Annotated in this window: 16 protein-coding genes; 2 read left to right on the plus strand and 14 right to left on the minus strand. The window is 71.4% G+C overall.

Going from position 1 to position 19,355, the window contains the following annotated elements; genetic code table 11:
- Window positions 1–168: 168 nt before the first annotated feature.
- Window positions 169–2,748: an aminopeptidase N gene (pepN, locus tag ACWC94_RS04370; protein ID WP_450794859.1), complete on the minus strand. Its 2,580-nt coding sequence runs from the start codon at window positions 2,746–2,748 to the stop codon at window positions 169–171.
- A gap of 134 nt (window positions 2,749–2,882) precedes the next feature.
- Here pepN and ACWC94_RS04375 point away from each other — a divergent pair, with 134 nt between their 5' ends.
- A complete protein-coding gene (locus ACWC94_RS04375) occupies window positions 2,883–3,527 on the plus strand; it encodes a mycothiol-dependent nitroreductase Rv2466c family protein (RefSeq protein ID WP_450794860.1) in 645 nt (214 codons plus the stop codon).
- Window positions 3,528–3,595: 68 nt separating this feature from the next.
- Here ACWC94_RS04375 and ACWC94_RS04380 read toward each other — a convergent pair whose 3' ends face one another.
- From ACWC94_RS04380 to ACWC94_RS04430, 11 genes are all read right to left on the minus strand, one after another.
- Window positions 3,596–4,234: a response regulator gene (locus ACWC94_RS04380; protein WP_450794861.1), complete on the minus strand. Its 639-nt coding sequence runs from the start codon at window positions 4,232–4,234 to the stop codon at window positions 3,596–3,598.
- On the minus strand, window positions 4,231–5,403 hold the full coding sequence (locus ACWC94_RS04385) for a sensor histidine kinase (RefSeq protein WP_450794862.1): 1,173 nt from the start codon (window positions 5,401–5,403) through the stop codon (window positions 4,231–4,233). Before ACWC94_RS04385 ends, ACWC94_RS04380 begins: the two co-directional genes overlap by 4 nt.
- A gap of 5 nt (window positions 5,404–5,408) precedes the next feature.
- The gene (locus ACWC94_RS04390) at window positions 5,409–7,589 is read right to left on the minus strand and encodes an MMPL family transporter (protein WP_450794863.1); all 2,181 of its coding nucleotides are present in this window, start codon (window positions 7,587–7,589) and stop codon (window positions 5,409–5,411) included.
- A 190-nt stretch (window positions 7,590–7,779) separates the two neighbouring features.
- Complete coding sequence (locus ACWC94_RS04395) at window positions 7,780–8,427, minus strand: superoxide dismutase (RefSeq protein WP_450794864.1); 648 nt, start codon at window positions 8,425–8,427, stop codon at window positions 7,780–7,782.
- Window positions 8,428–8,550: 123 nt separating this feature from the next.
- Complete coding sequence (locus ACWC94_RS04400; RefSeq protein ID WP_450794865.1) at window positions 8,551–9,939, minus strand: amino acid permease; 1,389 nt, start codon at window positions 9,937–9,939, stop codon at window positions 8,551–8,553.
- A gap of 119 nt (window positions 9,940–10,058) precedes the next feature.
- Entirely contained in the window at window positions 10,059–10,958 is a 900-nt protein-coding gene (locus tag ACWC94_RS04405; RefSeq protein WP_450794866.1) for a TauD/TfdA dioxygenase family protein, read from the minus strand.
- Window positions 10,959–10,969: 11 nt separating this feature from the next.
- Window positions 10,970–12,307: an LLM class flavin-dependent oxidoreductase gene (locus tag ACWC94_RS04410; RefSeq protein ID WP_450794867.1), complete on the minus strand. Its 1,338-nt coding sequence runs from the start codon at window positions 12,305–12,307 to the stop codon at window positions 10,970–10,972.
- On the minus strand, window positions 12,304–13,038 hold the full coding sequence (locus ACWC94_RS04415; RefSeq protein ID WP_450794868.1) for an ABC transporter ATP-binding protein: 735 nt from the start codon (window positions 13,036–13,038) through the stop codon (window positions 12,304–12,306). The genes ACWC94_RS04410 and ACWC94_RS04415 overlap by 4 nt, the downstream gene beginning before the upstream one ends.
- The gene (locus tag ACWC94_RS04420) at window positions 13,014–13,862 is read right to left on the minus strand and encodes an ABC transporter permease (protein WP_450794869.1); all 849 of its coding nucleotides are present in this window, start codon (window positions 13,860–13,862) and stop codon (window positions 13,014–13,016) included. Before ACWC94_RS04420 ends, ACWC94_RS04415 begins: the two co-directional genes overlap by 25 nt.
- Complete coding sequence (locus tag ACWC94_RS04425) at window positions 13,859–14,902, minus strand: ABC transporter substrate-binding protein (protein ID WP_450794870.1); 1,044 nt, start codon at window positions 14,900–14,902, stop codon at window positions 13,859–13,861. The genes ACWC94_RS04420 and ACWC94_RS04425 overlap by 4 nt, the downstream gene beginning before the upstream one ends.
- A gap of 207 nt (window positions 14,903–15,109) precedes the next feature.
- A complete protein-coding gene (locus tag ACWC94_RS04430; RefSeq protein WP_450794871.1) occupies window positions 15,110–16,309 on the minus strand; it encodes an ROK family protein in 1,200 nt (399 codons plus the stop codon).
- A 441-nt stretch (window positions 16,310–16,750) separates the two neighbouring features.
- On the opposite strand from ACWC94_RS04430, the gene ACWC94_RS04435 reads away from it, so the two are divergent.
- Complete coding sequence (locus ACWC94_RS04435; RefSeq protein ID WP_450794872.1) at window positions 16,751–17,371, plus strand: biotin transporter BioY; 621 nt, start codon at window positions 16,751–16,753, stop codon at window positions 17,369–17,371.
- 63 nt (window positions 17,372–17,434) lie between these two features.
- Here ACWC94_RS04435 and ACWC94_RS04440 read toward each other — a convergent pair whose 3' ends face one another.
- Together ACWC94_RS04440 and ACWC94_RS04445 are read right to left on the minus strand one after the other, a co-directional pair.
- On the minus strand, window positions 17,435–17,644 hold the full coding sequence (locus tag ACWC94_RS04440; RefSeq protein WP_450794873.1) for a hypothetical protein: 210 nt from the start codon (window positions 17,642–17,644) through the stop codon (window positions 17,435–17,437).
- A 266-nt stretch (window positions 17,645–17,910) separates the two neighbouring features.
- Entirely contained in the window at window positions 17,911–19,335 is a 1,425-nt protein-coding gene (locus tag ACWC94_RS04445; RefSeq protein WP_450794874.1) for an amino acid permease, read from the minus strand.
- Between the last annotated feature and the right edge of the window lie 20 nt (window positions 19,336–19,355).

Consider the following 19,355-nt stretch of genomic DNA (forward strand, 5'->3'; position numbering starts at 1 on the left):
TGTTACACGCCCGTCGAGAAATGCGGACAAGCTGGGACTAAAGGTCAGGTGTTCGGATGCCGAGTAGGGAAGCAAAACCCCTGGTCCGATCGGGTGCGGACCAGGGGTTACGGCTACTCTTGCCCGAATTTCGTAACGGTCACCGGCCGGGAAAGCTCAGGCCAAGGCTCAGGGGCCGACGGCCGTCGCATCGCACTCCTGTGCGCGCAGCGCCCGCGCCAGGTCGTCCCGTGCCTCCAGCACCAGCCGGCGCAGTGCCGGCGCCGCGTCCCGGTGCGCGTCCAGCCACGCGTCCGTCGCCCGAAGGGTCTCCGGGCGGTCCTGGAGGGCCGGGAACAGGCCGCGTACGACGTCCATGCCGATCTGGATGGACCGCTCCCGCCACAGCCGCTCGATCGCCGCGAAGTACTTCTGTGCGTACGGCGCGGTCAGCTCCCGCTGCGAGGGCTGGCCGAAGCCCGCGATCGTCGCCTCCACCAGGGCGTTGGACAGGGCGTCGGACTCCACCACCTGTGCCCACGCCTGCGCCTTGACCGCGGCCGACGGACGGGCCGCCAGGCAGCGCACCTGGTGACGCTTGCCGGACGCCGTGTCGTCGCGGGCCAGTTCCGCCGCCAGCACCGCCTCGTCCGCCGCCCCGTGCGCGGCCAGCGGCTCCAGGAAGGCCCAGCGCAGCTCCTGGTCCACCGTCAGGCCCTCGATCGCCGACGTGCCGTCCAGCAGCTCCCGCAGCAGCTTCAGGTCCGGCTCGGCACAGGCCACGGACGCGAAGAACCGGGCCCAGGCCAACTGGTGCTCGCTGCCCGCCCCGGCCGCCCGCAGCTCCCGCAGCGCGCCCTCGGCCAGCAGTTCCCCGCCGGTCTGCCGCCACTCCGGTGCCACGTAGTGCACCAGCGCCGAGTTCGCCCACGCGTGCAGCATCTGCAGCACCCCGATGTCCGACTCGCGGCCCGCGAACCGCAGCACCAGGTCCACGAAGTCCCGTGCCGGCAGCAGCGCGTCCCGGGTCAGGTTCCACAGCGCCGACCAGCACAGGGCACGGGCCAGCGGGTCGGTCAGCGCCCCCAGGTGCTCCCTGAGCGTGGCCAGCGAGGTGGTGTCGAAGCGGATCTTGCAGTACGTCAGGTCGTCGTCGTTGACCAGGACCAGGTCCGGGGCCTCGGCACCCGCCAGGTCCGCGACGACCGTGCGCGGGCCCTCCACATCCGTCTCCACGCGCGCGTACCGCTCCAGCGCGCCCTCGGGCGTACGCCGGTACAGGCCCACCGCGATGCGGTGCGGACGCTCCTCGGGATGCGATTCCGGCGCCTCCTGCACCACCGCCACCTCGGCCACCCGGCCCCGCGCGTCCAGCAGCACCTGCGGCGTCAGCGCGTTGACCCCGGCCGTCTGCAGCCAGGAGCGGGCCCACGCGCTCATGTCCCGGCCGCTGGTCTCGCCCAGCACCGACAGCAGATCGCCCAGGCGCGTGTTGCCGTACGCGTGGCGCTTGAAGTAGCGGCGGGCGCCCTCCAGGAACGCGTCCTGGCCGACGTAGGCCACCAGCTGCTTGAGCACCGAGGCGCCCTTGGCGTAGGTGATGCCGTCGAAGTTCAGCTTGGCGTCCTCCAGGTCACGGATGTCCGCCGTGACCGGGTGCGTGGACGGCAGCTGGTCCGCGCGGTACGCCCAGGCCTTGCGGCGGTTGGCGAAGGTGATCCACGCGTCCTTGAAGCGGGTCGCGCCGACGTTCGCGAAGGTGCCCATGAAGTCCGCGAAGGACTCCTTCAGCCACAGGTCGTCCCACCACTCCATGGTGACCAGGTCGCCGAACCACATGTGCGCCATCTCGTGCAGGACGACGTTGGCCCGCGCCTCGTACGACGCCTGCGTCACCTTCCCGCGGAAGATGTACTCCTCGCGGAAGGTCACCAGACCCGGGTTCTCCATCGCCCCCAGGTTGTACTCGGGCACGAACGCCTGGTCGTACTTCCCGAACGGGTACGGGTAGTCGAAGTGGTCGTGGAAGAAGTCCAGGCCCTGCTTGGTGACCAGGAAGACGTCGTCGGCGTCGAAGTGCGGGGCGAGCCCCTTGCGGCACATCGCGCCGAGCGGGATCTCCAGCTTGGTGCCGTCCTCGAACACCCGCTCGTAGGAATCCGTCACATAGTGGTACGGCCCCGCCACCACACACGTGATGTACGTCGAGATCGGCTTGGTCTCCGCGAACCGCCAGACCCCGTCGGCCCGTTCGCCCGCGCCGTTGCTCCACACCGTCCAGCCCTCCGGGGCCCGCACCTCGAAACGGTAGGGCGCCTTCAGGTCCGGCTGCTCGAAGTTCGCGAAGACCCGGCGGGCGTCGGCGGGCTCGTACTGGGTGTAGAGGTAGACCTCGCCGTCCTCGGGGTCGACGAAGCGGTGCAGTCCCTCGCCGGTGCGGGAGTAGGCGCACTGCGCGTCCACCACCAGCTCGTTCTCGGCGGCCAGGTCCTCCAGGGTGATCCGGGAGCCGTCGAAGACCTCGCTCGGGTCCAGGTCCCGGCCGTTGAGGGAGACGGCGGTCACGCTCGGTGCGATCAGATCGGCGAAGCTCGCCGCGCCCGGCTCGTTGCAGCGGAAGCGGACCGTGGTCACCGAGCGGAACGTACGCGGCTCCCCGCCCCCGTCGCCGACGGCGGACCTGAGGTCCAGGGACACGTCGTACCCGTCGACGGACAGCAGAGCGGCCCGCTCCCGGGCCTCGTCGCGGGACAGATTCTCACCGGGCACGGGCGATTCTCCCTCAGGGCGTCTCGAATGCTGAACAGGACCGATCCTGCCATGTGCCCCTGACAGGGGGCAGCAGGGAATGGCCGGACGGCCAAAGGCGTTCTCCGGGAAAAGAGTTCCCCTTGAGGAGAGACATGTCGGACAAGACCCCCGTCGACTTCTGGTTCGACCCGGTGTGCCCCTGGGCCTGGATGACCTCCCGCTGGGTCCTGGAAGTGGAGAAGGTCCGCGACATCGAGGTGCGCTGGCACGTGATGAGCCTGGCGGTGCTCAACGAGAACAGGCTGGACGAGCTGCCGGAGGAGTACGCCGAGAACATGCGGCCCGGCGGCAGGACCTGGGGGCCGGTCCGCGTGGCGATCGCGGCCCAGCAGCTGCACGGCGACGCGGCGGTCGGCAGGCTCTACACCGCGTTCGGCACCCGTTTCCACAACGAGGGCCTCGGCGTGAACCGCGACAGCATCGCCGCCGCCCTCGCCGACGCCGGCCTGCCCGCCGACCTGATCGAGTTCATCGACAAGGACACCTACGACACCGAGCTGCGCGCCTCCCACAAGGAGGGCATCGAGAAGGTCGGCCAGGACGTCGGCACCCCGGTCATCGCGGTCCCGGGCCCCGACGGCGAGCAGATCGCCTTCTTCGGCCCGGTCGTCACCCCGGCCCCCAAGGGCGAGGAGGCGGCCCGCCTGTGGGACGGCACGCTCGCGGTGGCCTCGGTGCCGGGCTTCTACGAGATCAAGCGCACCCGCACCAAGGGCCCCGACTTCAGCAACCTGTAGGCCGTACGCCGGGCCCGGCGGCCGGCGCCGGGCCCGTTCCCGCGCCGGCGGCTCCCGCCGCCGTGACGTCACGGCCCGCGCAGCAACCCCCGCTCCATCGCGACGACCACCGCCCGCGTCCGGTCGTTGACGTCCAGCTTGGCGAACAGGCGCAGCAGATGTGTCTTGACGGTGGCCTCGGAGATGACGAGGCGGCGGCCGATCTCGGCGTTGGTCAGCCCGTCGGCCACCGCGGTCAGCACATCCGTCTCGCGGGCGGTGAGCGGATCGTGGACGGGGCGCCGCATCCGTGCGACCAGCTTCTCCGCCACCCGGGGCGCGAGCACGGTCTCACCGCGCGCGGCCGAGCGGATCGCGTCGACCAGCTGCTCGCGGGTGGTGTCCTTGAGCAGGTAGCCGATGGCGCCGGCCTCGACCCCGCGCTCGATGTCGGCGTCGGTGTCGTAGGTGGTGAGGATCAGCACCCGGGTGCGCGGGTGACGGGTCACGATCTCGGTGGTCGTCGCGACACCGTCCAGCACCGGCATGCGCAGGTCGACCAGGGCCACGTCCGGATCGTGGCGGGCGACCAGGCCGAGGGCGGCGCGGCCGTCGCCCGCCTCGCCGACGACCTCGATGTCCGCCTCCCCGTCCAGCAGGGCGATCACCCCGGCCCGCATCACGGTGTGATCGTCCACCACGACGATCCGGAGCCTGTCCTCGCTCATGCCGCTCCCTCCACCGGGATCACCGCGAGGATCCTGGTCCCGTCCCCGACCGAGCTGGTCACCGTGAGCCGTCCGCCCAGTTCGGCGAGCCGTTTGCGCATTCCGTCGAGGCCGAAGCCGGGGGAGGCCTCGACCACGAACCCGGTGCCGTCGTCCGTGATCTCCAGTTCCACGCCGTGGGGACGCCGGGCCAGTACCACCCCGACCGTCGAGGCGCGGGCGTGCCTGCGCACGTTGGCCAGGGACTCCTGGGTGCAGCGCAGCAGCGCGACCCGGGTCTGCTGGTCGCAGTCCAGGTCGGCCAGTTCGGCGGTCACACTCAGCCCGGTGTCCTCGGCGAACCGGTCCACGATCCGCCGCAGCGTCTGCGCCACCGAGCCGGCGTGCGCGTCGCCCGGCGGCCGGCCCGAGCCGACCAGTTCCCTGGCCTCCGCCAGGTTCTCCCGGGCGGTCGTCTCGATCGACACCAGCTGCCGGGCGGTGCGTCCGGGGTCGGTGGCGAGCCCGGCGCGGGCCGCCTCGGCCAGCACGACGATCGAGGCGAAGCCCTGCGCGAGCGTGTCGTGGATCTCCCGCGCCATCCGCTCGCGCTCCTCCGCCGCGCCCTGCCGCAGGTGCGCCTCGGCCAGCTCCGCCTGGGTGCGCTCCAACTCCCCGATCAGCCGCGCGCGTTCACTGCTCTGCTCGACCACCGCGCGGGCCCACAGCCCGATCAGGACGCCGACCGCGACCACGATCAGTGTGCCCACGACCGTCTCGCCGAAGAACTTGCCGGACCAGCCCTGCCGCACCCAGCCCCCGAGGAGCGTGCCGGCGGTGGCCAGCCCCAGGAAGGTGAGGGAGACCCTCGGGGTGCGGCCGAACATCCAGTAGTGCGGCAGCGTGACCATGAACAGGGCCGCGTAACTGGTCCGCAGATAGGCCAGACCGGCGAGGGCGATCACCAGCACCGCCAGGTAGCCGTGCGGCCGTACGACGGGATGGGCGGGGAAGCGGACCAGTACGGCGAAGCACACGGCCACGCTGCCCAGGAGGGCGAGGGCCGCGTACCGGTCGGCGCCGTGGCTCAGGGCCGTGATCCCGACCGCCATCGCGGCGAACAGGACCCAGCACACCGCGTTCCAGCGGCGCAGCGAGGTCGCCCACAGGGCGTCGGCGGTGTTGGTCATGTCGGTCAACCTACGTCGAGCAGGGCGGAGTTCGTGACGGCGGCGGTCCGGGCGGGCCGCACAGGCCACCAGGTGCGCTCGCCGAGCAGCAGCAGGGCCGCCGGCAGGATCAGCACGCGCACCACGAAGGCGTCCAGCAGGACGGCCGCGGCGAGCACGAAACCGATCTGCTTCATCTCGATGAGGTGCAGGAAGACGAAACTCACGAAGACCGTCGTCATGATCACGGCCGCGCTGGTCACCACGCTCGCCGAACGCCGGACGCCCTCGACGACGGCCTGCCGGGTGGGCGTGCCGGCGAGCACCGCCTCCCGGATCCGGCTGACCACGAAGACCTGGTAGTCCATCGACAGACCGAAGAGGATCACGAACAGGAACAGCGGCACACGCGAACCGATGGTCCCCGTGGAGCGGAAGTGGAGCAGCCCCTCGGCCCAGGTGTGCTGGAAGACCAGCACGAGCAGACCGAGCGAGGCCGCCGCCGACAGCAGGTTCAGTACGACACCGAGCAGGCCGAGCACGACCGAGCGGAACGCGCACAGCGTCATCAGGAACGTCACCAGCAGCAACGCGCCGATGACCAGGGGCAGTCTGCCGTCCTGATGGGCCGGATAGTCGGTGTAGCGGGCCACGTCGCCACTCACGCCGTACCGCGCGCCGGTGACCTTGCCGACGGTGGCGGGCAGGTAGTCGTGCCGCAGATGCCGCAGGGAGGCCTGCGCCTGCGGGGAGTCGCCCAGGTGGGGCACCCGCAGTTCGAGGGTGCTGGTCCGGTGGTCGGCGGCGGTGCGGACGCGGGCGTAGCCGGTGAACAGCGGGTCGGCCGCGGCCCGGCGGGCGAGGGCGCGCAGTTCCCCGGTGACCTGGGCGGAGCGCGCGGCCGGGGCCTGTACGACGACCTGGTGGGTGACCCGCCGGTCGGGGAACTCCGCGTTGAGGCGGTCGTACACCCGCATGGCGGGGATCGCGCGGGAGTGGGTGTCCCGGCTCATCTCGGTGATCTTCAGGCCGGTCAGCGGGAGGGTGAGGGCGAGCAGGGCCAGGAGGGAGCAGCACAGGGTGGCGAGCGGATGCCGGGCGGCGGGGCGCAGCAGCGCGGACCACAACCGGCTGTCGCCCCCGCCCCGCGCCCGTCGCGAGGACCTGCCGCGCTCCGCGCGGCGCCGCGCCCTGCGCTCGGCCCGCCTGCCCAGCAGGGTCAGCAGTGCGGGCAGCGCGGTCAGCGAGCTGGCCACCGCGACCAGGACGACCACGACCGTGCCGGTGGCGAGCGAGGAGAAGATCACGTCCGAGGCCAGGTACAGGGTGGCGGTGGAGGCGGCCACCGCCAGCCCGGAGACCACCACGGCCCGTCCGGACGTGGCCGCCGCCAGCTCCACCAGCGCCTCGGTGCCGAGCCGGCCGCCGGAGCGGGCCCGCTCCTCGCGCTCCCGCTTGAGGTAGAAGAGCGTGTAGTCGACGCCGACCGCGAGACCGATCATGAGGATGACGTTCTTGCCGACCCCGGCGTCGGGGGTGAGGTGCGAGGCGACCATCGCCAGCCCGATGGCCGCCGCGATCGACGACAGGGCGAGCAGCAGCGGTACGGCGGCCATGGTGAGCGAGCCGAACACGATCAGCAGGGTGACGAGGGTGAGGGGCAGGCTGATCCTCTCGGACAGGGCCAGGTCGTCGTCGCGCTGCTGGTCCACTCCCTTGCTGACGGAGGCGGAGCCGGTCTCCTGCACCAGCAGCCCGGGGTGGGCCCGCTGCACGGCCCGGGTCTGCGCGAGGAGCGCGCCGACCTTGGCGTCGGCCTCCAGTTCCTCGCCCTTCAGGGACACCTCGACCATGAGGACGTGTCCGTCAAAGGACCGTACCGGGGCTGCCACCTGAGCGACCTCGGGCAGCCGGCGCATGCGTGCGGTGAGCTCCTGCGCGGCGGATGCGGCGGGCCCCTCGTCCAGGGCGCCGGTGCGGGCGGAGATCAGGACCTGTTCGGTGGACAGGCGGCCCAGGTGCCCTTCGGCGGCCATGGCCTCGGCCCGCCCTGCCTCGCCCACCCGGTAGTCGGCGGTCTTCGCGCTGTCGGTGCCGACGGCGCTGCCGACGCCCAGGCACAGCGCCATGAAGAGCAGCCAGCCGCCGAGCGCCCGCCAGGGGTGCCGGGCGCTCAGGCGTGCCATGCGCACAGTCAGTGAGTTCATGCCCAAGAGCCTTGTTGAGCAGGGCATGTGGCGGACACGGGTGCTCGGTGGAACTTCGGGTCAGCCGTTCGGTGGACCCCCGGGGTGGGGAAGACCCCCGCAAGTCACGTCCTTGCGGGGGTCTCCTCTCATCCGCCTGCCCGCGTGAAGGGTGAGAAGACGATCACGAGGCAGGACGACGGGGGGCGCCTCAGGGGGCGAGCAGGAGCACGTCCGCGCGGGACTTGGCGGCCTCGTAGCGGCGGGCCACGTCCTGCCAGTTGACGACCTGCCACATGGCCTCGATGAAGTCCACCTTCTGGTTGCGGTACTGGAGGTAGAAGGCGTGCTCCCAGGCGTCGAAGACCAGGATGGGGGTCGAGCCCTGGCCGGCGTTGCCCTGGTGGTCGTAGACCTGCTCCACGATCAGCCGGCCGCTGAGCGGTTCGTACGCCAGCACGCCCCAGCCGGAGCCCTGGGTGGTGGCCGCCGCCTTGGACAGCTGGGTCCTGAAGGCGGCGAAGGAGCCGAAGGACTCCTTGATCGCGTCGGCCAGCTCGCCCACGCCGTCCTGGGCCAGCGGCTCGCCGCCGCCGTCCTTCGGGCCGGTCATGTTCTGCCAGTAGATGCTGTGCAGGATGTGGCCGGACAGATGGAAGGCCAGGTTCTTCTCCAGGCCGTTGATGGAGCCCCACGACTCCTTGTCCCGCGCCTCGGCCAGCTGCTCCAGCGTGTCGTTGGCGCCCTTCACATAGGCCGCGTGGTGCTTGTCGTGGTGCAGTTCGATGATCTCCGGGCTGATCACGGGGGCCAGCGCGGAGTAGTCGTAGGGCAGGTCGGGCAGCGTGTAGACGGGCATGGGTGATCCCCTCCGGAACCTTATTGCAAGTATCTTGCAACTACACGCTAGCAACAAGAGCGTACGGGCAACGCAAAGGCCCCCATGTGTCGCACATGGGGGCCTCGCCGGTGTCGGGCGGCGTCAGCGCCGGGCGCGCGCCCGCTGCCAGGCGTAGCCGACCGCCGCCAGGAACAGGGTCATGGCGCCGGTGGAGTACAACTGCACGCGGGTGTCCTGCTCGCGGGCCATCAGGGCGAAGATCGTGACCATGCCGGCCAGCGCGATCCAGGTCAGCCACGGGAACGCCCACATGCGCACGACGAGCTTCCCGGGGGCCTCGCGCTCGATGCGGCGGCGCAGCAGCAGCTGGGAGACCGCGATGAACATCCAGACGACCAGGATGACCGCGCCGATCATGTTCAGCAGCCACTTGAAGACGTCGTCCGGCCGCCAGTAGCTGAGCAGGACGCAGACGAATCCCAGGACGCAGGAGGTCAGCACGGCGACGCGCGGGACCCCGCCGGAGAGCTTCGCCAGCACCTTCGGGCCCTGGCCGCGCTCGACCAGCGAGTAGGCGATGCGCGAGGAGCCGTAGATGTTGGCGTTCATCGCGGAGAGCAGGGCGACCAGGACGACCACCTTCATCAGCTGGCCGGCGCCGGGGATGCCGAGGTGGTCGAGGGTGGCGACGTACGGGCCCTTCTCCACGACGTCCTTGGAGTCCCACGGCACCAGGGTGACCACGACCGCCATGGAGCCGATGTAGAAGACGGCGATGCGCCACATCGCCGTACGGACGGCGGAGGCCACACCCTTGACCGGGTTCTCCGACTCGGCCGCCGCGATGGTGACCGTCTCCAGGCCGCCGTACGCGAAGACGGAGGCGAGCAGGCCGATGATCAGGCCGTTGCCGCCGTGCGGGAGGAAGTGGGTCAGGTTCGCGGTGCCGGGGGCGTCCGTGCCGGGCAGCACGCCCGTGATCGCCAGCACGCCGAGGACCAGGAAGAGGGAGATCGCGCCGACCTTCAGCGCGGCGAACCAGAACTCGAACTCGCCGAAGTTCTTCACGGCGGCCAGGTTCGCGCCGCAGAAGACGACCATGAACAGCGCCACCCAGAGCCACTCGGGGGTACCGGGCAGCCAGCCGGAGACGATGTGCGCGGCGCCGATGCCCTCCAGGCCGACGGCCGTGCACAGCAGCACCCAGAACGACCAGCCGGCGGCGAAGCCCGCCCAGGGGCCGATCGCCCGCTCGGCGTGCGCCGAGAAGGAACCGGACGACGGGTACGCGGCGGACATCTCGCCCAGCATCCGCATCACCAGCATCACGAGGAGGCCGGAGAGCGTGTAGGCGACGACGATGGACGGGCCGGCGGCGGCGATGCCCGCGCCCGATCCGACGAACAGGCCCGCGCCGATCACCCCGCCGAGGGCGATCATCGACAGATGGCGCTGCTTGAGGCCGTGGGAGAGGGAGGTGCCGTCCTGGTGCTGTGGCGGCGTCTCGGTCGTCGTGCTGCTGCTGGGCATGGGCGCGGCTCTCCCGGGCAATGGGCGGGTAAAACGCCGCCAGTCTGGGCGGCCCGTCCGCTCACGCGGAGGGGCCGTCCAGTATCCGGACACCTGCTGTACGCAGGGTCACCGCGGGGTCACGCGGCCACCGGTGTGTAGTGCGAGGCGTCCCCCTCGATCGAGTAGCTCTCCTTGCCCTCGATGCCCGCCGGGACGTCACCGGCGACGGTCACCCGGTGCAGGCGGCGCGGCAGCCCGTCGTAGTTGTCGATGGCGTAGTGCTGGGTGATCCGGTTGTCGAAGAGGACGAGCTCGTTCTCCGCCCAGCGGTGGCGCAGGATGTTCTCCGGGCGGGTCACGTACGCCTGCAGCAGGTCCAGGATCTTGCGGGACTCGCCGGCCGACAGGCCCACGATCCGCTGCGCGAACCCGCCGATGAACAGCCCGCGCTCCCCGGTCAGCGGGTGCACCCGGACCACCGGGTGGGCGGTGCGGTAGGTGATGGAGGTGAACTGGGCGCGCTGGGCGGCCGTCTCCTCGTCGACCTCCTCGTCCGGTACGGCGTAGTCGTAGTCGTTGGTGTGCTCGGCCCACAGGGTGTCCGCGAGGCGGCGCAGCGGCTCGGGCAGGTCGCGGTAGGCGGCCGCCGCGTTCGCGATCAGGGTCTCCCCGCCGTACGGCGGGACGGTGATCGACCGCAGGGTGCTGGCCTGCGGCGGGTTGAGGACGAAGGTGACGTCCGTGTGCCAGTGGTTGGCGCGGCCCCGCTCGCTGTCCACCGGCAGCACGTTCGGGGCGCCGTCCACCGCGCCGACCGTCGGGTGGGCCGTGGTCAGGTCGCCGAAGTGGCGGGCGAAGGCCTGCTGGCCGGCGTCGTCGAACCCTCCGGCGGCACCCGCCTCGAAGACGAGCGCCTTGTGGACGTTCAGGGCCTCGCGGATCCCGGCGACCTCCTCCGGGGCGAGCGGCCGGGTGATGTCGACGCCGGAGACACGGGCGCCGATACGTGCGGTGACCTTGGTGATCTCGATGGACATGGAGGTTCCTTTCAGGCGAACGCGGGGCTCAGGTGCTGGTTGGCGGGGCGGGGGAGGCCGTAGCGCTCCCGGAGGGTCTGCCGGGGGCCGTACGCGTCGCGGAACAGGCCACGGGCGCGCAGCAGCGGTACGACGTGCTCGACGAAGGCGTCCAGGCCGGAGGGGAGCACGGCCGGCATGATGTTGAAGCCGTCGGCCGCGCCCTGGGTGAACCAGGTCTCGATCTGGTCGGCGACCTGCTCGGGTGTCCCGGCGAAGGTGAGGTGGCCGCGCCCGCCGCCGAGCCGCGCGATCAGCTGCCGGACGGTGAGCCGTTCGCGCCGGGCCAGCTCGACCACGAGCGTGTAGCGGCTCCTGGCCCCCTCGACGGCGGACTCGGGCGGCAGGCCGGCGGGCAGCCCGGCATCCAACTCCAGTGTCCCGGAGGGGAGTTGCAGCAGGCTCTCCAGCCGGTCCACCCCGTGCTCGTACACGATGTGGTCCTCCAGCAGCTGTTCGGCCGCGCGTGCCTCCGCCTGTGTCGACCCGAGTACCGGCACGATCCCGGGCAGCACCTTGATGTGCTCGGGGTCGCGTCCGGCCCGCTCGGTGCGGGACTTGAGGTCGGCGTAGAAGGCCTGGGCGTCGGCGAGGGTCTGCTGGGCGGTGAAGACCGCCTCCGCGTACCGGGCGGCGAAGGCCTTGCCGTCCTCGCTCGACCCCGCCTGCACCAGGAGCGGGTAGCCCTGGGGCGTGCGGGGGACGTTGAGGGCGCCGGCGACACCGAAGTAGGTGCCCCGGTGCCGGGCCGGGTGGATCTTGCTGTCGTCGCCCCAGACACCGGCCGCCTTGTCGGCGACGACCGTGTCGTCCTCCCAGCTGTCCCACAGCTTCCGCGCCACGTCGAGGAACTCGGCGGCACGGGCGTACCGCTCGGCGTGCGCGGGTTCGGCGTCCAGCCCGAAGTTCCGGGCGGCCTCGGCTCCCGCCGTGGTGACGATGTTCCACCCGGCCCGGCCGCCGCTGATGATGTCCAGGGAGGCCAGCTTGCGGGCCAGGTTGTAGGGGGAGTTGTAGGACGTGGAGGCGGTGGCGATCAACCCGATGTGCTCGGTGGCCGTCGCCAGCGCGGTCAGCAGGGTGAGCGGCTCCAGGGCGCCGGCCGGGCGCTGGGCGAGGTTGCTCCACAGCTGGGGGCCGTCGGCGAGGAAGAGCGAGTCGAAGGTGCCGCGCTCGGCGATCCGCGCGAGCCGCACGTAGTGCTGGAGATCGACGTGCGCGTACGGGTCGCTCTCCGGAAGCCGCCACGACGCCTCGTGGTGCCCGGTGTTCATCAGGAACGCGTTCAGACGGAGCTGTCTTTGTGTCACTGGTGGTCCTCCGTGACGCCCAGGGCGGCCAGGAGCCGCTCGCGGTACTCGCCCAGGACCGGCTCGCGGTAGGAGCGGGGGTGGGGGCGGTCGATGGTCAGGTCGAGGCCGATCCGGCCCCGGTCCAGGACGAGGACGCGGTCGGCGAGCACGATCGCCTCGTCGACGTCGTGCGTGACCAGCAGCACGGACGGCCGGTGGCGCTGCCACAGGTCGCGCAGCAGGGCGTGCATCCTGATCCGGGTCAGCGCGTCCAGCGCGCCGAACGGCTCGTCCGCCAGCAGGAGTTCGGGTTCGCGGACCAGGGAGCGGGCGAGGGCGGCCCGCTGGGCCTCGCCGCCGGACAGCTCTCCGGGCCAGGCCCGCTCGCGGCCCTTCAGCCCGACCTCCGTGAGGGCGGCCCGGCCGCGTTCCTCGGCGTCCTTGCCGTCGGTGCCGAGCACGACGTTGTCCAGCACACGGCGCCAGGGCAGCAGCCGGGAGTCCTGGAAGACGACCGAGACCCGCTCGGGGGCGGTGAGCCGTCCACTCCCGGCCACCCCGTGGTCCAGCCCGGCCACCGCCCGCAGCAGGGTGGACTTGCCCGAGCCGCTGTGCCCGAGCAGGGCCGTGAACTGGCCGGCGGGCAGATCGAGGTCGATGCCGTCGAGGACCGTACGGCCGTCGAAGGACCGGGTCAGGCCGCGGAGCCGGACGGTCGGCCGGGTCAGTTGCCCAGTGTGCGGCGCCACGACAGCACCCTCCGTTCGATCAGACGGACCACGCTGTCGGAGACCAGGCCGAAGACGCCGTAGATCAGCAGGCCGACCAGGATCACGTCGCTCTGGCCGTAGTTCTGCGCCTGGAACATCAGGTAGCCGAGCCCGCTGGTGGCGTTGATCTGCTCCAGCACCACCAGGCCCAGCCAGGAGCCGGTCACACCGAGCCGGAGTCCCACGAAGAATCCGGGCAGCGCGCCGGGGATCACCACCTGGCGGACGAAGGCGAGCCGGGACAGGCCCTGCACCTCGGCGAGTTCGACGAAGCGGCTGTCGATGCCGGACAACGCGGCATGTGTGTTGAGGTAGACCGGGATGTAGACGACGATCGCGATGATGGCGATCTTGAAGGTCTCCCCGATGCCCAGCCAGAGGATGAACAGGGGGATCAGACCGAGGGTCGGGATCGCCCGGTTGAGCTGAACGGTCCCGTCGATCAGCGCCTCCCCGGTCCGGCTGAGTCCGGAGGCGAGGGCGAGGAGCACACCCGCGGCGAGGCCGATCGCGAAGCCGTACCCGGCCCGTGTCAGCGAGGTCAGGACGTCGGTGGGCAGCGTGCCGTCGGTCCACAGGTGACCGGCGGTCCTCAGCACCGTCCAGGGCGCCGGTATCGCGCCGGTGTCGAGGGTTCCGGCGGCGGAGGCGGCGGCCCACAGGGCGAGGACGGCGAGGGGGCCGGCCAGCCGGGCGGCGGGCAGCCGGCGGCCGGGGGAGAGGCGGCGGCGCCGGCGGACCCCGGGAAGCTCCCCGGCCTCCGCCGCCGCGAGGGCGGTCGTCGTGGTGGTCACGGCGCTCATTTCCGGTACTCCTCCGGTACGGCCTTGGCGGCGATCGGCTCGAAGCGGTGGTCGAAGAGCGAGGAGACGTCGAACTTCTTCACGAAGCCGCCCTCGGCGAGCAGATCGGCCGTCTCCTGCTCCCATCGGATCGCCTCGTCCCAAACGGGCGGGAACAACGGCTTGTTGGCGAGCCTGCTGATGCCCTGTGCCTGCGGGAGGGTCAGGTTCTGCGTCTTGACGTAGAACTCCTCGTTCCACACGTCCGGGTGCTCGTACTGCCACACCTGGCCCTTGGCCCACTGCGGGATGTACGCGGCGATCGCGGCGGCCTTCGCCGGGTCGTCGAGCACGGACTGCGGCGCCCACAGCACGTTCAGCAGGTCGACCACGTCGGTGGGGATGGTGCGGGCGCCCTTGGCCTCGTACTGCTTCAGATAGGCGGGCACCTGGCTGTTGGCGAGGGGGGCCACGTCGACCTGACCGGACTGCAGAGCGGTCAGGAACTGGTTGCTGGTCAGCGGGACCAGCGTCACCTCGTCGTACGTCAGGCCCGCCTGCCTCAGCGCCCGCAGCAGGACGACACCCTGCGCCTGCCCCTGCGAGAAGGCGAGCCGCTTGCCCTTGAAGTCACCGACCGCGCGGATGTCGCTGCCGGGCTTGGTGGCGAAGGCGTAGTTGGGCTTGCGGGTGAGGTCGATCGCCACGATCTTCGCGTCGAAGCCCTGGTAGTGCGCCTGGATCGGCGGGATGCCCGCGTTGTTCGAGAGGTCCAGGGAATGGGCGCGGAAGGCGTTGATGACATCCGGACCGGCCCCGATGTTCAGCCAGTTCGACACCGTGAACGGCAGCTTGGGCAGCTTCGCCAGTCTGAACTGCAGCTGCTGCACGCCCTGATAAGAGGCGATCTTCAGGCTGGTGCCGGCCGGGACCTTGTCGGCGAGCGGTTCGGCCGCGGCGCCGCTGGTGTCGGCGGAGGCGTCGCCCTTGGCGCAGCCGCTGAGGCCCACGGCGGCGGCGGACGCGCCCAGCAAGGAGGTGAGAAAGACACGACGGTGCATGGGAGGACTCCCCGGAGGAAAGGAGGGGAAAGGCAGGAGGAATTCCGGAGCGAGGAAGCCGGATGAAAGACAGAGCACGGAGCTGGAAACACGCGCTTCACGCGCGGCAATGTGTCAGCAACAAAGGGTGCGACAGCTCGTAAGAAGGCTCATGACCAGCATGTTCCTGTCCGTCGTCGATCCCTGTCAACATTCGGAGTTTCTGAATTAAATACCCTCAGGTGACGTACCCAGCGGATCCCGGAACAGCACGTCGAGAATCACCGAACCGCCCGCCACCGCCAGCACGGAATCCGGGAAACTCGTCGGCAGTACGGCCGCCGCTCGCCGTGTTCCGGCTGCCTCCCGGAGCGCGCTCAGGCAGTCCTCGAAGTGGATGGTCCCCACCTCGGTCACCACGACCGTCTCCGGATTGAGCACGTCCAGCAGCAGCCGGGCCGCCCGCCCGGTCGCCCGGGCCCGCTCCACCAGCAGCCGCCGGGCCACCGCGTCCCCGGCCGACGCCGCGGCCACCACGTGCATCGGGTCGGCCGAGTCGATCACCCCGGCCGCCCGGGCCCGCCGGCACCACGTCCGCTCGCTCAGCTCCACCTGCAGGCAGCCGGTACGGCCGCACGCGCACGGCTCGGTGCCGCCCGGCACCGGCAGGTGCGCGATCGCCCCGGCCGCCGAACGCGGCCCGTGGTGCACCTCGTCGTTGGTGGCGAAGGCCGCGTCGACCACGTTCCCCACGAACAGGTGCAGCACGCTCCGGCTGCCCCGGGCCCGCCCGAACAGCCGCTCCCCGTTCACCAACGCCCGCGCGTGCCCGTCCACATGAACCGGCAGGCCGGTGCGGGCGCCGAGGAGCTCGCGCACCGGCACCTCGCGCCAGCCCAGCAGCTCGTGCTCGACCACGCTGCCCGTCTCCCGGTCCACCCAGCCGCCGACCGCCACCCCGACCCCCAGCGGCCGGCGGCCCGGCACCCCGGCCAGCAGCTCGGAAAGCCCCTCGGCGGCCCGCGCCAGCACCCACCCCGCGTCGGTCCGTTCGTGCTGCAGCTCGCGCCGGGCCACCACCCGGCCGCGCAGATCCAGCAGCGCGACCGTCGTGTACGGCACGGCCACGTGCACCCCGCCGACCAGGAACCCCGAGTCGTCCAGGTCGACGGGCACATGCGGCCGGCCCACCCCGTTCGAGCGGCGGGGCACGGCGGACTCCCGGATCAGGCCGAGTCCGGTGAGCCGGGCGCAGTGCTCGGTCACCGACGCGGGCGACAGCCCGGTCAGCCGGGCGATGGTGCTGCGCGCCACCGGCCCGTGCTCCAGCACGGACCGCAGCACGACACTGGCGCTGGTGCGCCGCCGGTCGCTGTCGGCGGCACGCGGAACGGGCGAGACAAGAGTGGATGCCGCGGTACGGGGCATGGAGGACCGTCCTCGGGAACGGGGCCGACACGTCTCGGAAAGGCGAGGCGCGCCGCGAGGCCCGCCCCTACCCCGGGCGGCGACAGGTGGCCGTGCCCTGGCGTCGCAGGTCGACATAGCGACGCGACGTGAAGTACCGGGCCTGGGCAACCATGGCTGGAAGGGTAGGGCAGGAAAGGCGAATCCGGCCAGACCGCCGGCATCCGTTCGCACGGAGTTCTTTTGGTGGGATCCCACAGTCCCCATGGCGGCCCAGCGGGTGGGTGACACCTCCCTGCCTCAGTGACCAGTGTCACGCCTGATCGATGCAGCCCCCACTCTTTGTCCGGATCCCATCAAGCTCTCGTTCCGCGGTTTGTCGAACGCCGACGGTGATCGGCCCGAGACGGCCGGGATAGCGTCGCCGTGTCCCAGCATGTTCCCGTCACCCGCGGAGTCCCCATGAGCACCGCCACCGCCACCGCTCGCCCCGGCGCAGTCCTCGCCGACCTGCTGCCCTCCCCCAGGCTCTCGGCTTCGCTCGAGCGGGGCGGTGCCCCCACCCGTGTCCGCGACGCGGCCCTCGTCGTCGGCGGCGCCGTGCTCACCGGCCTCGCGGCCCAGGTGGCCGTCCCGGTGCCCCACTCCCCGGTGCCGGTGACCGGCCAGACCTTCGCCGCGCTGCTCGTCGGCACCGCGCTCGGCACCCGCCGCGGCTTCCTCTCCCTCGCCCTGTACGCGCTCGCCGGTGTCGCGGGCGTGCCGTGGTTCGCGGGCGGCACCTCCGGCGCGGCCTCGGTCTCCTTCGGCTACATCCTCGGCATGCTCCTCGCCTCGGCGGCCGTCGGCGCCCTGGCCCGGCGCGGCGCCGACCGCTCGCCGCTGCGCATGGCGGGCACGATGATCCTCGGCGAGGCGATCATCTACGCCGTCGGCGTGCCCTACCTGGCCCTCGCCGCCGACCTGCCCCTCTCCCAGGCCGTCGCGCTCGGCCTCACCCCGTTCCTGATCGGCGACGCCCTCAAGGCCGCCCTGGCGATGGGCATGCTGCCCACCGCCTGGAAGTTCGCGAACAAGCGATAGACGCCGTAGTTCCCGCGGAAGAGGTTCGCCGGGTCACAGGTCTCCTTGACCCGGGCGAGCCTCTTACGTGTTTTGGGGGCGTACAGCCCGGTGTTCCTGTCCCCGGCCCGCGAGGGTGAGGTCGGGGGAGCGTCCGAGGGCGTCCTCGTCCGGCAGCGCGAACGCCGGGTCCAGCACGGGCCGCGCCTGATCGCGCTCCCCGGCCGCCGGCAGCCGCACCGGAAACCGCCCCTCGCGGTACGGCGCCGCGTCCGACGCCGGCCGGGCGGGCACCCCGCCGAGGTGAAGGACGTCCCTCCTCCACTGCCTGAAGCGTGGGAGGCCCCCCATGCGCGGCGCCGGCCCGTACGGCTCGCCGGCGGCGACCACCCGGCCCTGCCGCACCCCGGCCTGGATCCGGACGGTACGGCCCCGGGGCCGACGCCGATCCCGCCCAGCCGCCGCGTGGTGACGAGCACCCCGACGGGCAGAAAGCAGCATGGCCGCACAACCTGACAGGAGTCGTCAGGTTGTGCGGCCATGTCCGGCCGGAGGGCGGATCAGCCGACGGACACCTTGTCGACCGGGGCCTCGGCCGCGGGGGCCGGGCGGTCCGCCGTGACCTTCTGCTTCACCACGGCGATCAGCACCACGACCGCCGCGACGCCCACGGACAGCAGGACGGTCGTACGACCGCTGCTCTCGCCCTTGGTGTCGGTCAGCATGTAGCCGAGCACGAAGACGATGAAGGCGGCCGTCACCCAGGTCAGGTACGGGTACAGCCACATCTTCACGACGAGCTTCTCCGGCGCCTCCCGCTGGATGATCTTCCGCATCCGCAGCTGCGAGAAGCAGATGACCAGCCACACGAACAGGGCGACCGCACCGGAGGAGTTGACCAGGAAGAGGAAGACGGTCTTCGGGTAGGCGTAGTTGAAGAACACCGCCACGAATCCGAAGACGACCGACGCCAGGATGGCCGTCATCGGCACACCGCGGGAGGTGGTGCGGGCGAACGCCTTCGGGGCGTCACCGCGCTGGCCGAGCGAGAAGGCCATCCGGGAGGCGGTGTACAGGCCGGAGTTCAGGCAGGACAGCACCGAGGTCAGGACGATGACGTTCATGATCTCGCCGGCGTGCGCGATGCCCAGGGAGTTCAGGGCGGCGACGTAGGAGCCGTCCTTCTTGATGGCCGGGTCGTTCCACGGCAGCAGCGAGACGACGACCAGGATCGAGCCCAGGTAGAAGACGCCGATCCGCCAGATGATGCTGTTGGTGGACTTGGTGACCGCGCGCTGCGGGTCCTCCGACTCACCGGCCGCCAGGGTCGCGATCTCGCTGCCCATGAAGGAGAAGACGACCAGCAGCACACCGGTCAGGATGGTGCCGGGGCCGTGCGGCAGGAAGCCGCCGTGGTTGGTCAGGTTGCCGAAGGACGCCTTGTCGGCGTGCACGCCCGGCAGGACGCCGAACACGGCCAGCAGGCCGATGACGATGAACGCGCCGATCGCCACGACCTTGATACCGGCGAACCAGAACTCGAACTCGCCGTAGGAGCCGACGGAGACGAGGTTGGTCGCGGTGAGCACGGTCATCACGATGAGCGCCCAGGCCCATTGGGGCACGGCGGGCACCCAGCCCGCGAGGATCCCGGCGCCGGCGGTGGCCTCGACGGCCAGCACGACGACCCAGAAGAACCAGTAGAGCCAGCCGATGGAGAAGCCGGCCCAGCGGCCGAGGGCACGGTCGGCGTGCGCCGAGAAGGAGCCGGAGGTGGGGTTGGCGGCGGACATCTCGCCGAGCATTCGCATCACGAGGACGACGAGGGTGCCGACGAGGGCGTACGACAGGAGGATGCCGGGTCCCGCGGTGGCGATGCCGGAGCTGGAACCGACGAAGAGGCCGGCGCCGATCACACCACCGATCGCGATCATCGAAAGATGGCGGTTCTTCAGTCCTGCTTGAAGGCCCGAACCAGGGGTCATGGACGGATTTCCTTTGCGCC

It is taken from the genome of Streptomyces sp. NPDC001135, from assembly GCF_053598395.1.

Excerpts from the sequence above, each read along its gene's own strand:
- ACWC94_RS04375 (WP_450794860.1), top strand. The coding sequence starts at position 2,883 with ATGTCGGACAAGACCCCCGTCGACTTCTGGTTCGACCCGGTGTGCCCC.
- ACWC94_RS04380 (WP_450794861.1), bottom strand. The coding sequence starts at position 4,234 with ATGAGCGAGGACAGGCTCCGGATCGTCGTGGTGGACGATCACACCGTG.
- ACWC94_RS04385 (WP_450794862.1), bottom strand. The coding sequence starts at position 5,403 with ATGACCAACACCGCCGACGCCCTGTGGGCGACCTCGCTGCGCCGCTGG.
- ACWC94_RS04390 (WP_450794863.1), bottom strand. The coding sequence starts at position 7,589 with ATGAACTCACTGACTGTGCGCATGGCACGCCTGAGCGCCCGGCACCCC.
- ACWC94_RS04395 (WP_450794864.1), bottom strand. The coding sequence starts at position 8,427 with ATGCCCGTCTACACGCTGCCCGACCTGCCCTACGACTACTCCGCGCTG.
- ACWC94_RS04400 (WP_450794865.1), bottom strand. The coding sequence starts at position 9,939 with ATGCCCAGCAGCAGCACGACGACCGAGACGCCGCCACAGCACCAGGAC.
- ACWC94_RS04405 (WP_450794866.1), bottom strand. The coding sequence starts at position 10,958 with ATGTCCATCGAGATCACCAAGGTCACCGCACGTATCGGCGCCCGTGTC.
- ACWC94_RS04420 (WP_450794869.1), bottom strand. The coding sequence starts at position 13,862 with ATGAGCGCCGTGACCACCACGACGACCGCCCTCGCGGCGGCGGAGGCC.
- ACWC94_RS04425 (WP_450794870.1), bottom strand. The coding sequence starts at position 14,902 with ATGCACCGTCGTGTCTTTCTCACCTCCTTGCTGGGCGCGTCCGCCGCC.
- ACWC94_RS04430 (WP_450794871.1), bottom strand. The coding sequence starts at position 16,309 with ATGCCCCGTACCGCGGCATCCACTCTTGTCTCGCCCGTTCCGCGTGCC.
- ACWC94_RS04435 (WP_450794872.1), top strand. The coding sequence starts at position 16,751 with ATGAGCACCGCCACCGCCACCGCTCGCCCCGGCGCAGTCCTCGCCGAC.
- ACWC94_RS04445 (WP_450794874.1), bottom strand. The coding sequence starts at position 19,335 with ATGACCCCTGGTTCGGGCCTTCAAGCAGGACTGAAGAACCGCCATCTT.